The sequence below is a fragment of the Saccharothrix deserti genome (assembly GCF_009769385.1).
GTDB lineage: Bacteria > Actinomycetota > Actinomycetes > Mycobacteriales > Pseudonocardiaceae > Actinosynnema > Actinosynnema deserti.
Map to the genome: position 1 here is coordinate 509 of NZ_ML775968.1, position 15066 is coordinate 15574.

General features: G+C 72.9%; 8 protein-coding genes and 1 pseudogene. 2 read left to right on the forward strand and 7 right to left on the reverse strand.

Translation table 11 applies throughout. The features are described 5' to 3' along the window. Positions 1-157: 157 nt before the first annotated feature. From FM051_RS11385 to FM051_RS11395, 3 genes are all read right to left on the reverse strand, one after another. Entirely contained in the window at positions 158-526 is a 369-nt protein-coding gene (locus tag FM051_RS11385; RefSeq protein WP_202918800.1) for a winged helix-turn-helix domain-containing protein, read from the reverse strand. Between the two features lie 397 nt (positions 527-923). After that, positions 924-2063: a DegT/DnrJ/EryC1/StrS family aminotransferase gene (locus FM051_RS11390; RefSeq protein WP_202918801.1), complete on the reverse strand. Its 1140-nt coding sequence runs from the start codon at positions 2061-2063 to the stop codon at positions 924-926. Beyond that, positions 2060-2653 (reverse strand): dTDP-4-dehydrorhamnose 3,5-epimerase family protein, encoded by a 594-nt coding sequence (locus FM051_RS11395; RefSeq protein ID WP_158842898.1) that lies wholly within the window; start codon positions 2651-2653, stop codon positions 2060-2062. Before FM051_RS11395 ends, FM051_RS11390 begins: the two co-directional genes overlap by 4 nt. 156 nt (positions 2654-2809) lie before the next feature. On the opposite strand from FM051_RS11395, the gene FM051_RS11400 reads away from it, so the two are divergent. Both FM051_RS11400 and FM051_RS11405 read left to right on the forward strand, forming a co-directional pair. Further along, positions 2810-4099 (forward strand): NDP-hexose 2,3-dehydratase family protein, encoded by a 1290-nt coding sequence (locus tag FM051_RS11400; protein WP_158842899.1) that lies wholly within the window; start codon positions 2810-2812, stop codon positions 4097-4099. Between the two features lie 11 nt (positions 4100-4110). Next, complete coding sequence (locus FM051_RS11405; protein WP_158842900.1) at positions 4111-5100, forward strand: Gfo/Idh/MocA family protein; 990 nt, start codon at positions 4111-4113, stop codon at positions 5098-5100. Here FM051_RS11405 and FM051_RS11410 read toward each other — a convergent pair. The 4 genes and pseudogenes from FM051_RS11410 to FM051_RS11420 form a co-directional block, all read right to left on the reverse strand. Then, a complete protein-coding gene (locus FM051_RS11410; protein ID WP_158842901.1) occupies positions 5079-5855 on the reverse strand; it encodes an AfsR/SARP family transcriptional regulator in 777 nt (258 codons plus the stop codon). The genes FM051_RS11405 and FM051_RS11410 overlap by 22 nt on opposite strands. Positions 5856-5888: 33 nt before the next feature. After that, on the reverse strand, positions 5889-7028 hold the full coding sequence (locus tag FM051_RS54465; protein ID WP_476655316.1) for a thioester reductase domain-containing protein: 1140 nt from the start codon (positions 7026-7028) through the stop codon (positions 5889-5891). An 84-nt stretch (positions 7029-7112) separates the two neighbouring features. Further along, positions 7113-12116: pseudogene (locus FM051_RS11415) on the reverse strand (SDR family NAD(P)-dependent oxidoreductase); the annotation flags it as partial. After that, positions 12091-15066 (reverse strand): type I polyketide synthase (locus tag FM051_RS11420; protein ID WP_238412324.1); only part of this gene is annotated, 2976 nt, incomplete at its 5' end. The pseudogene FM051_RS11415 and the gene FM051_RS11420, both read right to left, overlap by 26 nt.

Here is a 15066-nt window from a genome sequence, read left to right on the forward strand (position 1 = left end):
CTCGGCACCGAGCGGGTAATCACACCCTCCATCAAACCCGGTACTTGACAGACCCGCAGCACGGGCGGGTGGCCGCGGCGGGACCAGGTGCGTGCCCTCGGCGGGCGCAGCAACTGCCCGGACTCGTCGACGAAGCACAGCCACGCATCCCGGTCCCTTACCGTTTTCCCACCCGTGGCCAGGTCTTTCGCACCCACGTGGTCACATCCCGCTCGTTGCGTTCGGCGGCCCGCTGCACCCCGACCTGCACCGTGAAGCCCATCTGCCGCAGGATGCGCCAGGTCTGCGCCGGGCTGAACCGGACATGGAAACGCCGGGCGATCACAGTGCCCACCCGGGCCAGGGTCCACCCCTGGTCCTCGGTCCAACCGTGCGCGGCCGGCCCCTTGTCCAGCTCCGTCGCCAGCCACGCCCGCCACTGCGGCCGCATCCGCGACCTCCGCCCGGACGGCCCCTTCGACCGCAACGCCTCCACGCCGCCGCCCTTCCAGCGGGCGTACCAGGCGTAGGCGGACTTGCGGGACACCCGTAGCCGGCCGCGCCACCTGCGGCGGTCTCTCACCCTGGGCGAACAACTCGGCGGCCTCCAACCGCACCCGCTCCCGCTGTGCCCGCTGCTTCGCGGTCAGACCGCCACCATCGGAATATCGCATGTCACCGGCATACACCCGCCATCAAGGGCCATCGTCACCCCGAACCGAAAAGGTCGGTAGCATCGCGTCCACTTCCACGCCACCAGATGTCGGTGCCATCGCACGACGGTGTCCGGCGTCACCAACCGGTGTCCGCGCAGCGTGCCGGGCAGGCGCCGCACCAGTGCGACGAGCACCGCGCGATCGGCGGAGACCACGTCGTTGATGTCGTTCGGTCGTCCCTGTCCATCCTGATCGCCGGGCCCCGCAGGGGGCACACCCGGGGACCGGTCAGGAGAGCTTCGACCCGACGGACTCGCGCAGCTCGGTGACTACGCGGTCGACGTCCTCGTGGCTCAGGCCCTGGTGCAGGGGCAGGCACAGGGTTTCGTCGGACGCGCGCTCCGCGTTGGGCAGCACGGCGTCCGAGCCGTAGGCCGGGACCCTGTGCAGGGGCGGGTAGCGGAAGGTGGTGTAGATGCCCGCCTCCAGCAGGTCGGCGGCCACGGCGTCGCGGATCGCCGGGTCCATCTGCACCCAGTAGAAGTAGTACGAGGTGTCGTGCCCCGCCGGCAGCGGGGGCGGGGTGCGCAGGCCCGGCACGCCCGCCAGTTCGCGGTCGTAGTGGTCGGCCACCTCGGCGCGCCGCTTGAGGAACTCGGGCAGGCGGTCGAGCTGGACCAGGCCGATGGCGGCGGTCAGGTCGTTGCCGATCTGGCGCCGGGCGTACTCGCGCACGTTCAGCTCCCACCAGCGGTGGGAGACCTTGGCCTTGACGAAGCCGCTTGTCTGCTCCAGGCCGTGGTAGGCCAGGCTCCTGGCGCGCCGGGCGAGCTCCGGGTCCCGCACGTACAGCATGCCACCGTCGCCGGTGACCAGGACCTTCATCGCGTCGAAGCTCCACATGGCGATGTCGCCGAACGTCCCGCAGGCCCGCCCGTCCACGCGCGACGCCACGGCGCACGCCGCGTCCTCCACCAGCGCGACGCCGCGCTCCCGGCACAGCCGCGCGATGCGCTCGATGTCCCCCGGGTAGCCGCCGTAGTGCAGGACGACGACGGCCTTGGTGCGCGGGGTGAGGGCGGCCTCCACGTCCTCCGCGGTGGGGTTGAGGGTGCGCGGGTCGACGTCGCAGAACACGGCCCGCGCGCCGGTGACGCCGATGGCGTTGCCCGCCGCGACGAAGCTGATCGACGGCAGCACGACCTCGTCGCCCGCGCCGACACCCAGCAGCTCCATCGCCATGAACAGGCCGGTGGACCCGGAGTTCACGAACACCGCGTGCTCGGCGCCCACGCCGATGTGCGCGGCGAACGCGGCCTCGAACGCCTTGGTGCGCGGCCCGTGGCCCAGCCAGTTGCTCCGGAACACCTCCGCGACGGCGGCCAGTTCGCGGTCGCCCAACTGCGGCTGGAAAACGTTGATCGTCACGGTGTCTCCAACAGGGTCGCGGCGCCGTCCCAGACCGGCAGGATCCCGGCGGCGAGCGCCTCGGCGAGGGAGGGCGCGGTCGCGTCCTTCTCCGACATCAGCGGCGGTTCGGTGAACCCCCACGGCAGCGCCAGCTCCGGGTCGAGCGGGTTGATCTCGAACTGGGTGCCGGGGACGTAGGCGGTGGACAGGACGTAGCAGATGGTCGCGTCGTCGGTCAGCGCGAGGAACCCGTGCCCCAGACCCTCCTCGACGTAGACGGCGGTCGCGGAGTCCGGGTCGAGGACGTTCACGACGTGCCGGCCGAACGTCGGCGAGCCGACCCTCAGGTCGACCACGACGTCGAGCAGGGCGCCGCGCACGCAGCTGACGTACTTGGCCTGGCCCGGTGGGTTGAGCACGCCGTGGATGCCGCGCAGCGTGTTGCGGCGGGACACCGAGTAGTTCACCTGCTCGACGGGGTGGCTCCGCCCGGTGGCGGCACCGAGCAGGTCGGCGCGGAACCCCTCGAAGAACCTGCCCCTGGCGTCCTCCAGCACGTCGGGGCTGATCACGAACGCCCCCGGTATCGCAGTCTCCCGGATCCGCACCGGCCCCTCCTCCCGCGTCGGTCGCGGCGAGTCTGCCGAAAGGCGCTCAAGACGCGCTCAAGGGTCGATCCGGACAAATCGCTCGACCGCTTCTCGAACGGACCTCAAGCCGACGCCGTGACGCTGGGCCGGGCATCCGGCGAAGAGGGGGAAGCTATGTTCGACGACCTGTCGGGGTTCCACAGTTGGATGGCCGGCCGCACGGAGGCCAACACCTACGAGGTCACACCCGTGGACCTGGACCGGCTCGACGGCTGGCGGATCGAGCCGGAGTCGGGGAACCTGGTGCACCGCTCGGGGAAGTTCTTCTCCGTGGAGGGCATCGAGGTCTCGACCGACCACCGCGAGGTCGACTCGTGGAGCCAGCCGATCATCCTGCAACCCGAGATCGGCATCCTCGGCATCCTGGTCAAGCACTTCGACGGCGTGCCGCACTGCCTGATGCAGGCGAAGATGGAGCCGGGCAACATCAACCTGCTCCAGCTGTCACCGACCGTGCAGGCCACGCGCAGCAACTACACCAAGGTGCACGGCGGCAGTGCCGTGCCGTACCTGGAGCACTTCGTCGCGCCGCGCAGCGGCCGGGTGGTGTTCGACGCGCTGCAGTCCGAGCAGGGCTCGTGGTTCTTGAACAAGCGCAACCGCAACATGATCGTCGAGGTCACCGAGGACGTGCCGGTGCTGGACGACTTCTGCTGGCTGCGGGTGGACCAGATCCGCGATCTGGTCCACGTGGAGAACCTGGTGAACATGGACTCGCGCACGGTGCTCTCCGGAACGCGCTTCCTGTTCCCCGACACCGACGGCGGCACTGCCCTGCACAACACTCGCGAGTTGCTGAGCTGGTTCACCGAGGCCAAGGCGCGGTACCGCCTGGACCGCCGGGTGATCCGGCTGTCGGAGGTGAAGAACTGGGACCGCTCGTCCAGCCGGATCCGCCACGAGCGGGGCCTGTACTTCGACGTGATGGGCGTGCGGGTGAGCGCGAGCAGCCGCGAGGTGCGGGAGTGGTCGCAGCCGATGTTCGCGCCGCGCGGCCGGGGCGTCATCGCGTTCGTCGCCAAACGGATCGAGGGCACGCTGCACCTGCTGGTGCACGCCCGCACCGAGCCGGGGACGGGCGACGTGGTGGAGATGTCGTCCACGGTGAACTGCGCGCCCGACAACTACCGGGAGCTGCCCCGCGACCGACAGCCCCGGTTCCTCGACGAGGTGCTCGGCGCGCCGCCGGAGCGCGTGCTGGTCGACGTCGTGCACTCCGAGGAGGGCGGCCGGTTCTACCACGCCGAGAACCGCTACATGGTGGTGCTCGCCGATGACGACTTCCCCCTGGACGTGCCCGAGGACTACACGTGGATGACCGTCGGCCAGCTGACCGGCTTCGTGCGCTACGGCAACCACGTGAACGTCGGCGCCCGGTCCCTGCTCACCTGCATCACCCGCTGACGGAGGCTGTCATGCCAACCGAACGCCCGCTCCGCCTCGGCCTGCTCGGGTGCGCCGACATCGCGATCCGGCGCGTGCTGCCGACCGCGGCCACCCTGCCGGACGTCGACCTGGTGGCGGTGGCCAGCCGCGACCTGGCCAAGGCCGAGTCCGCGGCCCGCCCGTACGGCGCCGATCCCGTGGCCGGCTACCGGGCCCTGCTCGACCGCGACGACGTGGACGCCGTCTACGTGCCGCTGCCGTCCGGTCTGCACGCGCCGTGGGTGCGCCGCGCCCTGCGCGCGGGCAAGCACGTGCTGGCGGAGAAGCCGCTGACGACCTCCCTGGCCGACACCGTCGCGCTCGTGGAGCAGGCCCGGTCGGCGAACCTGGTCCTGCGCGAGAACTTCATGTTCGTCCACCACGGGCTGCACCACCACGTGCGCCGCCTGCTCGACGACGGTGTGATCGGGACGGTGCGGTGGCTGTCGGCCGCGTTCGCCATCCCGACGCGCCCGGCGGACGACATCCGCCACCGGCCCGAACTGGGCGGCGGCGCGCTGTTCGACGTCGGCGCCTACCCGGTGCGGGTGGCTCAGTTCCTGCTCGGCGGCGACCTGGACGTGGTGGGCGCGACGCTGCGGCACGACCCCGTCTACGGCGTGGACCTGTCGGGCGCGGTGCTGCTCCAGCGCCCCAAGGACGGTGTGAGCGCGCAGCTCGCGTTCGGCCTGGAGCACCGCTACACCTCGACCTACCAGCTCGTCGGCACCACGGGCACGCTGACCGTCGAGCACGCGTTCACGCCGCCCGCGCACCACCGCCCGGTCCTGCGGATCGAGCGGCAGGACCACCGCGAGGAGCACGTGCTCGCCGCCGACGACCAGTGCCGCAACGCGCTCGCGGCGTTCGCCCGCGCGGTGCGGGAGGGTCCGCTGGTGGACGAGAGCATCGTGCTCCAGGCCGAGTTGGTGGAGCGCGCCCACCGGGCGGCCTCGGGTCAGCCCAGCAGCGCCCGGTAGATCCGCTCGGTCTGCGGGGACGGGCTGATGCCCAGCTCGTCCCCCAGCGCGTCGCGCAGCGCCCAGTACAGGCGCACGCCCTCGCTGCGCCGGCCGCACCGGTCCAGCGCCACCATGAGCTGCTGGTGCAACCACTCGTCCAGCGGGTGCAGCAGGGTCAGCGACCGCAGCTCGCCGACCAGCTCGCGGTGCATACCCAGCCCCATCTCGGCCTCGATGGCGAGCTGGAGCGTGGTCCGGTGCCGCTCCTCCAGGTCGATCACCTCGGCGGCGAGCTGGCGGCCGGGTTTGACGTTGCCGAACGGCGGCCCCGTCCACAGCGCGAGCGCCGACCGCAGGTCGAGCGCGGCGTCGTGGTGCCGCCCGGCGGCCAACGACTCCCGGCCCCGCTCGCGCAGCTCCCGGAACCGCTCCAGGTCCGACTGGCCCGGCCGCACGCGCAGCAGGTAGCCGGGCGGCCGGGTGACGAGCATGTCCTCGCCGCTCTCGGCCAGCCCCTCCCGCTCGATCAGCTTGCGCAGCTGGTAGACGTAGGTCTGGATGGTGGTGACGGCGCTGCGGGGCGGGTTGTCGCCCCACAGCTCGTCGATCAGCGTCCCGGTGGGCACCGGCCGGTTGGCCTGGACCAGCAGCAGCCCGAGCACCTGCAACACCTTCGGGGTACTGGGGGCGCACTCGCGGGTGCCGTGCCAGATCTGCAGGGCCCCGAGGGTCTGGAACCGCACGGCGGTGTGCTGTTCGATGTCGACGACCAAGGTCTTTCCCTTCCGCTCGCGCGTGCCCACCGGTCACACGTGGTTGCGAGGCGGCGGGAAGTAGCCCGCCTCGACGAAGAACCGGACGTAGGTGTCGAACAGCTCGCTGGTCATCGGCGGGCACTCGATGCCGGTGCCCGCGAGCGCGGCGGCGGTCGCGTCGGTGTCCATGGGCAGGTAGACGCCGGCGCTGTCGCCGGTGACGGCCTCGAACGCGTCCATCAGCGGGATGAGCGCGTTGTCGCGGTCGGCGTGGACGAGCTCGTGCCACCGGTCCCGGGGCAGGTCGCGCAGCTCGTAGCCGCCGGCGCGCAGGCGGGCCAGGATGTCGGTGAACGTCAGCCTGCTGTGGTTGAACAGCTGGAACGTCCGGCCGGTCGCGTCGGGCCGCCGGGACAGGGCGACGATCGCGGCGCTGACGTAGTCCACCGGCACCATGTGGAAGAAGCCGCCGAGGTCGTCGGGCACGGCGCCCGCCTGGAGCAGGCCCTTGATGCTCAGCCAGGCGAAGTCGTGGGTCTGACCGGCGCCGTGGCGGCTGTCGCCGGAGACCAGGTCGACCCGGTACACCGACACGGGCACGCCGCGCTCGCGGGCCAGGTCGACCATCCGCTCGGCCACCCACTTGCTCTGCCGGTAGCCCGTGGGCAGTTCCTCCGGCGGCCCGGTCGGGTCGTCGGCCCGCACCGGCAGGCCCTCCTCGACGGCCTTGGCGAACACGCCCGTGGTGGACACGTGGTGCACCGGCACGGTGCGGTGGCGGGTGGCCAGCCGCAGTACCTCCTGGGTGCCCAGGACGTTGGTGGGTTTGAGCGCCCGGTACGGCTGGAGCCAGTTGACCGCCGCGCCCGCGTGGTAGACGACGTCGACGGTGCGCGCGAGCCGGTCGAACGCGGCCTCGGCCAGGCCGAACCGCTCCCGGGTCAGATCGCCGACGACGATCGCCAGCCGGTCGGGGTCGACCTCGTCCCAGCCCCGGTACCACTCCAGGTTCGCCTTGAGCCGGGCCAGGGCGTCGGCCTCGTCGGCGCCCCGCACCAGGCAGTGGACCACGGCGTCGGTGGTGCGCATCAGCTCGCGCAGCAGGAACGCCCCGACGAACCCGGTGGCGCCGGTCAGGAACACCTCGCGCGGGTCCTCGACCGAGGTCGTGACGCGCCCGGCGGGCCACACGTCGTCGGCCAGCCCGACCTCGGCGGCGAAGTCGACGGCGGTGTCATCCGCGAAGTCGGCGGCGGCGTCCTCGCCCGCGAACCCGAGGGCGGCGCGCAGGTGGTGTGCCAGGGCGGTGGGCGTCGGGTGGTCGAACACGGCCGTGGCCGCCAGCTTCACGCCCGCGGCCTCGCCGAGCCGGTTGCGCAGCTCCACGGAGGTCAGCGAGTCGAACCCCAGTTCGGGGAACGGCCGGTCCGCACTGATCGAGGCCGCGTCGGCGTGCCCGAGGACGCCCGCGACCTCGGCGAGCACCAGGTCCAGCAGGGCTCGGTCGCGCTCGGCGTCGGTGAGCGCCGCCAGGTCGAGTGCCCTGGTGCCCTCGGTGTCGCGGGCCCTGGCGCGCACGGGCGTCCGGACCAGCGCGGTGAGCAGCGGCAGGACCGCCTGGCCGCGCAGGCCGGTCGGGTCGAACGGCGTGGCGACGGCGAGCGGGTGGCCGGAGGCGACCGCGAGGTCCAGCAGGGCCTCGCCGCGCCCCGGCGCGACGGTGCCGAAGCCGGTGCGGGCGATCCGGGCGAGGTCCGCCTCGTCCAGCTGTCCGGTCATGCCGGTCGGCTGGGCCCACAGGCCCCACGCGATCGACGTGGCGGGCAGACCCGCCGCGACGCGGTGCTGGGCGAGCGCGTCGAGGTAGGAGTTGGCCGCCGCGTAGGTGGACTGACCGGGGCCGCCGAGGACGCCCGCGACCGAGGAGAACAGCACGAACGCCGACAGGTCGTGCCCGGCGGTCAGCTCGTGCAGGTGCCGCGCCGCGTCCGCCTTGGGCCGCAGCACGTCGGCGAGCCGCTGCGGGGTCTGGGCGGTGACCAGGCCGTCGTCCAGCACGCCCGCCGTGTGGACGACGGCGGTCAGCGGGTGCTCGCCGGGGATGTCGGCCAGCAGCGCCGCCACCTGGTTGCGGTCGGCGACGTCGCAGGCGGCGATCGTGACGCGCGCCCCGAGCGCGGTGAGGTCGGCTTCCAGCTCGGCCGCGCCGACGGCGTCCCGGCCGCGCCGGCTGGTGAGCAGGAGGTGCCCCACGCCGTGCTCGGTGACCAGGTGCCGGGCGACGAGGGCGCCGAGCGACCCCGTGCCGCCGGTGATCAGCACCGTGCCGGTGCGACTCCACCGGGGTGCGGCGGCGCGTTCCGCGAGCCGGGTGAGGCGGGGTGCGTACACGCGCCCGTCGCGGAGGGCGACCTGCGGCTCGCCGGAGGCCAGGACGGCGGTGAGCGTGCGGGGGTCGAGGGTGGCGTCGAGGTCGAGGTCGAGGTCGACCAACACGAACCGGCCGGGGTTCTCCGACTGCGCGGAGCGGACCAGGCCCCAGACCGCCGCGCCCGCCACGTCCACGACCGGGGTTCCGCCCGCGGGCACCGCACCGCGCGTGGCGATCACCAGGCGGGTGTCGGTGAGGCGGTCGTCGGCGAGCCAGTCCTGGAGCAGGGCGAGGGAATCGCGGGTGCGCTCGTGCACGTCGCCGCCCGGCCGCTGCTCGACCACGAGGGCGTGCAAGGGGCTCGCCTCGGCCGCCTTGCCCACGGCGGGCACGTCGGCGAGGGCGTCGGCATCGTCGCCGAGCCGGCCCCAGGTCAGCGCGCCGTCCGGTTCCGGGAGGGTCAGCGGGGTCCAGGTGACACCGAACAGGTCGTCCCGGTGGCGGTCGCGGGCAGTGCGCAGCGACCAGGCGTCGACGTCCGCGGCCGACACCCCGGAGACGAGGGCGACGGGTTGGCCGGACGGGTCGGCTATCTCGGCCGTCCACTCCGCGCCGGTGCGGACGAGGCGGACGCGCACGGTGGACGCGCCGGTGGCGAGCAGTCGGAAACCGCGCCACGTCACGGCTTCCGCGCCGAGCGCGGCGCGCATGGCGTCGTCGAGGAGCACGGGGTGGAGACCGTACTTCGCGGCCTCGTCCCGCAGCGACTCCGGCAGGCGGGCCTCGGTGACCGGGTCGTCGTCCCGGGCCGGCTCTGCCGCCCGGCCCGCACCCTCGACCAGCAGGCGGGCGCGGAGGTTGGCCGTCCACGGGACGTCCGCGCCGTCGGGGCGGGTGAAGATCGACAGCGCGCGACCGGTGGACGTGGACGCGCCGACGCGGACCTGCACTTGGAGGGCGCCGCGCTCGGGCAGCACGACGGGCTCCAGCGGGGTCAGCTCGGCGAGGTGCGTGCAGCCGAACTCGTCGCCCGCGCGCACCGCCATCTCGGTGAGCACGGCGAGCGGGACCACGTGGACGCCATCGACCGCGCGGGTGGCCAGCCAGGGTTGGAGATGGGTGGACAGCCTGCCGGTGAACAGACCCCCGTCGTCGTCCGCGACGGGGACGACCGCGCCGAGCAGCGGGTGGTCGGCGGGGGCCAGGCCGAGGGCGGACGCGTCGCTCGCCTGGGACGCCGGGTCGAGCCAGTAGCGGCGGCGCTCGAAGGGGTAGGTGGGCAGGTCCGCCAAGTGGCCGCGCAATTGGTCCTGCCATGCCACGTCCACGCCGTGTTCCCACAAGGCGCCGAGTGCGCCGACGAACGCCTCGGGCTCGGGCTTGTCGCCGCGTGACGCCGGGATCGCCATGACATCCGCCGTGTCGGCCACCATCGCGGTCAGCACACCGCCGGGCCCGATCTCCAACACCGCGGTCACGCCGTTGTCCGCCAGCGTGCGTACGTTGTCGGCGAATCTGACCGGTTCCCGCACATGCCGGACCCAGTACTCCGCCGACGTCACGTCCCCGCTCGTCGCCAGCGGGACCTGCGGGTCGTGGAACGACAAGCCCTCCACCACCGTGCGGAAGTCGTCCAGCATCGGATCCATCAACACCGAGTGGAACGCGTGCGACACCTCAAGCCGCTTCCACCGCCGCCCACCCAGGCCCGTCACGGCCGCCAGAACGGCGTCCTCGCGACCGGACAACACCACCTGGGTCGGCCCGTTCACCGCCGCCAGATCCACACCGTCACCCAACAAGGGGGCGATTTCGGCCTCGGTCGCCTCCACCGCCACCATCGCCCCGCCCTCGGGCAACGCCTCCATCAACCCACCCCGCGCCGCCACCAGACGGCAGGCGTCCTGCAACGACAACACACCCGCGATATGCGCCGCCGCGATCTCCCCCACCGAATGCCCCGCCAGACAGCCAGGGCGCACACCCCACGACTCCAGCAACCGGAACAACGCCACCTCAAAGGCGAACAACCCCGGCTGCACAAAACCCGTACGACGCAACAACCCCCGGTCGTCACCCCACAGCACGTCCCGCAGGCCCGGGAAGAAGCCCGTCACCTCGTCCCACACCGCCGCGAACACCGGAAACCCGGCATACAGCTCCCGACCCATACCCAGACGCTGCGAACCCTGACCCGAAAACACAAACCCGACCGACCCACCAACAACCCGCCGGACACTGCCAAGCGAACCCAGACCCGCCAACAACTCCTCACGAGTCCGACCGACCACCATCGCACGATGATCAAAGGACGGACGCCGAGCGAGAGTGCTCGCAACGTCCCGGGGTTCCCAGGCCGGCTCAGCCGACAGATGCTCGTGCAACCGCCGCGCCTGCGCCGCCAAAGCACCGGCACTGCGCGCCGACAACAACAACGGCACCGCACTCAGGACCGGGACATCGACAACAGGAGCCTCGGGGGCCTGTTCCAGGATCACATGCGCATTCGTGCCGCTGACGCCGAACGACGACACGGCGGCCCGCCGGGGGCGGCCCGTCTCCGGCCAGGGCCGGGCCTCCCGCAACAGCTCGACCGCTCCCGACGCCCAGTTGACGACCGGGGTCGGCTCGTCGGCGTGCAGGGTCTTGGGCAGGACGCCGTGCCGCATCGCCTGCACCATCTTGATCACACCGCCGACGCCGGCGGCAGCGACCGAGTGCCCGATGTTCGACTTCAGCGACCCCAAATACAGCGGCTCGCCCTCACGACGACCATAAGTCGCCAACAACGCCTGCGCCTCGATCGGATCACCCAACCGCGTACCCGTACCGTGCGCCTCCACCACATCCACATCACCCACGTCCAACCCGGCCGACACCAACGCCGCCCGAATCACCCGCTCCTGCGACGGACCATTCGGCGCAGTCAACCCATTCGACGCACCGTCCTGATTCACCGCCGAACCACGCACCACACCCAACACCCGACGACCAGCCGCACGAGCCACCGACAACCGCTCCACCACGACGACGCCGACACCCTCGGCCCACGACGTGCCATCCGCGCCGGCGCCGAACGACTTGCACCGGCCGTCCGGCGCCAGACCGCGCTGCCGCGAGAAGTCCACCAGGCCTCCCGGCCTCCCGTAGACGGTGACGCCGCCGGCCAGCGCGAGGTCCGACTCGCCGGACCGCAGGGACTGGATCGCCAGGTGCAAGGACACCAGCGACGACGAGCACGCCGTGTCCACAGTGACCGCCGGCCCCTCCAGGCCCAACACGTAGGCGACCCGGCCGGAAGCAACGCTGCCGAGCTTGCTCGTCATCAGGTAGCCCTCGAACTCCTCGGGGCCCTCCGCGTCGAGGTAGCTCTGCTCGATGAGCCCGGCGAAGACGCCGGTCCGGCTGCCGCGCAACGAGCCCGGGTCGATGCCGGCGTTCTCCAGCGACTCCCACGCGGTCTCCAACAGCAGGCGGTGCTGCGGGTCCATCGCCACCGCCTCGCGCGGTGAGATACCGAAGAACGCCGCGTCGAAGCGGGTGGCGTCGGCGACGAACCCGCCCTGCGTGGTGTAGGTCTTGCCGGGCTTGCCCGGTTCCGGGTCGTACAGGTCGTCGAGGTCCCAGCCCCGGTCGGTCGGGATGTCGGAGATCCCGTCCACGCCGTCGCGGACCAGCCGCCACAGGTCGTCGGGCGAGGAGACGCCGCCGGGGAACCGGCACGCCATGCCGATGATCGCGATCGGTTCGGTGGCGCTCGCCTCCAGTTCCGCGACGCGCCTGCGGGTCTTCTGCAGGTCGGCGGTGACCCACTTGAGGTAGTCGACGAGCTTCTGTTCGCTGGCCTCGGCCATGCGGTTCGTTCCCCCTCGGATGCGTGGCTCAGCTCGTCGACCGGCCGAGCTGATTGTCGATGAAGTCGAAGATCTCGGACACGGACGCGGCCTCCAGCGCGGCGGACTCGTCCTGCTCGTCACCGTCGGTGAGGCGGGCGAGGATGGTCCGCAGGCGCACGGTCATGGCGGCGCGCGCCTGCTCGTCCTTCTCCACGGCGGGCAGCGCGGCCTGGAGGCTGTCCAGTTCGGGCAGTCCGGCGAGCACCGGTTCCGGTGCGAGCGCGGCGAGGACGTGGTCGGTGAGCGCGGCGGGCGTCGGGTGGTCGAACACGAGCGTGGCCGCGAGCGCGACGCCGGTCGCGGCGGACAGCCGGTTGCGCAGCTCGACGGCGGTGAGCGAGTCGAACCCGAGTTCGTGGAACGACAGGTTCGCGTCGATGCCAGTCCCGTCCGCCCGGCCGAGGACCGCCGCCACCGCCGACCGCACGGTGTCGAGCACCAGATCGTGCCGCTCGGCGTCGGGTAGTGCCGCCAACCGGTCCGCGAGGCTGCGCGTCGGCCCGGTTCGCACGCGCCGCCGGCCGGGGCCGCCGACGAGCTCGCGCAGCAGCGCCGGGACGTCGCCCGTTGTCCGGATGGCGGCCGGGTCGACGGGCGTGGCCACCACGAAGGGCGCGTCCAGCGCCAGCGCGGCGTCGAACAGCGCGACGCCCTCGGCATCGCCCACCGGTCGGATGCCGTCGCGGCCGGTGGTTTCGCCCTCGGCCCAGCGGCCCCAGGCGACCGTGTTGGCGGGCAGACCGGACGCGGCGCGGTGGTGGGCGAGCGCGTCGAGGAACGCGTCGGCCGCCGCCGCGGTGCCCCGGCCGGGCGCGCCGATCACCCCGGCCACCGAGGAGAACAGCACGAACCGGGACACCGGGTGGTCGCGGGTCAGCTCGTGCAGGTGCCAGGCGCCGTCCACCTTCGGCCGCAGGACGGCGTCCAGTCGCTCCGGGCTCAGCCCGGACAGCACACCGTCGTCCACGGTGCCCGCCGCGTGCACGACGCCGGTGACCCGCACGCCGTCGAGCACGCCGGCCAGCGCGTCACGGTCGGTCACGTCGCACGCGACCACCGCGACCTCGGCACCCGACCGGGTCAGCTCGGCGACGAGGTCCGCCGCGCCGGGGGCCCGGTCGCCGCGCCGGCTGATCAACAGGAGCCGCTCGACCCCGTGCTCGACGACCAGGTGCCGGGCGATCCGGCTGCCGACGTGCCCGGTGCCGCCGGTGACGACGACGGTGCCGTCCCACGGCGTCGTCGCGGTACCCGGTTCGGCCCGGCGCAGCCTCGGCGCGAACGCCCGCCCACCCCGCAGCGCCACGTGCGGTTCGTCCGACGCGAGGACCGCGGGCAGCGCCCGCGCCGCCGCTGCCGGGTCGTCGGCGTCGAGCAGCACGATCCGACCGGGTGCCTCGGACTGGGCGGACCGCACGAGCCCGGACAGGGCGGCCTCCGCGAGATCGGGTGCCTCCCCTGTCGCCCCGCCGGTCAGCACGACGAGCCGGGTCGCGGCGAGCCGGGGTTCGGCCAACCAGTCGCGCAGCAGCTCCAACGCCTGCCGGGCACGTGCCCGCACAACGTCGGGCGCGGTCGGGGCGGCGCCGAACGGCCGCCACACCACCGCGTCCAGCTCGTCGGCGGCCTTGGCCGCCAGCGCGACGTCCTCGGACAGGGGCGCGTCCGGCAGGTCGCTGTCCACGCGGTCGCCGAGCACACCCCACCGCAGCGGCTCGCCCTGACCCTCCAGCGCCGGGATGTGCTCCCAGTCCACCCGGAACAGCGGCCGGTCGTCGTCCGCGACGAACGCGGAACCGGGGAACTCGCGGAACACCACCGACTCGACGGTGAGCACGGTCCGACCGGCCTGATCCTCCAGCCGGACCGCGACGGTGTCGTCCGCCGTCGACAGCGCGGCACGCACAGAGGTGACGCCCGGGGCGTGCAGGCGGACGCCACGCCACACGGCTGCCACCCGGGTCGACGGTTCGGGCGCGACGGCGGACTCCAGCAGCAACGGGTGGATGCCGAACCGCGCCGCCCCGGCTTCGAGGTCCGCGGGGAGCCCGATGTCGAACCGCTCCGTCGCCTCGGGCAGGACGGGCTCGTCGGCGTCGTCGGCCAGCACGCCCCGGGCGAGGGTCCGCCACCGGGCGTCCGGCCGGTCGGCGCGGGCGTGGACGGTGATCGGCCGCCGCCCGTTGTCGGGCGGGCCGACGACGACCTGCACCTGCACCGCCCGCGACTCGGGCACGGTCAGCGGTTCTTCGATCGTCAGCTCGGCCACGACCGTGCAGCCGACCTCGTCGGCGGCGTGCAACGCGGCCTCGACCAGCGCCGAGGAAGGCAGAACCACCGTGCCGAGGACCGTCCGCTCGGCGAGCCACGGGTGGGTGCGGAGCGAGACGCGGCCGGTGAGGACGACGTCCTCGCTGACCGCCACCGTGACCGCCTGGTCCAGCAGCGGGTGGCCCGACCTGTTCGTCAGCGAGGTGTCCTGCTCCAGCCAGAACCGCTCGTGCTGGAACGGGTAGGTGGGCAGGTCGACCAGCCGACCGCCGATCCGGTCCCGCCATGCCACCTCCACGCCGTGTTCCCACAGCGCCCCGAGTGCGCCGACGAACGCCTCGGGCTCGGGCTTGTCGCCGCGTGACGCCGGGATCGCCACGACATCCGCCGTGTCGGCCACCATCGCGGTCAGCACGCCGCCGGGCCCGATCTCCAACACCGCCGTCACGCCGTTGTCCGCCAACGTGCGCACACTGTCGGCGAACCGGACCGGCTCCCGCACATGCCGGACCCAATAGTCCACCGACGTCACATCGCCAGTCGTCGCCAACGGGACCTGCGGGTCGCGGAACGACAAGCCCTCCACCACCGCACGGAAGTCGTCCAGCATCGGATCCATCAACACCGAGTGGAACGCATGCGACACCTCAAGCCGCTTCCACCGCCGCCCACCCAGGCCCGCCACGGCCGC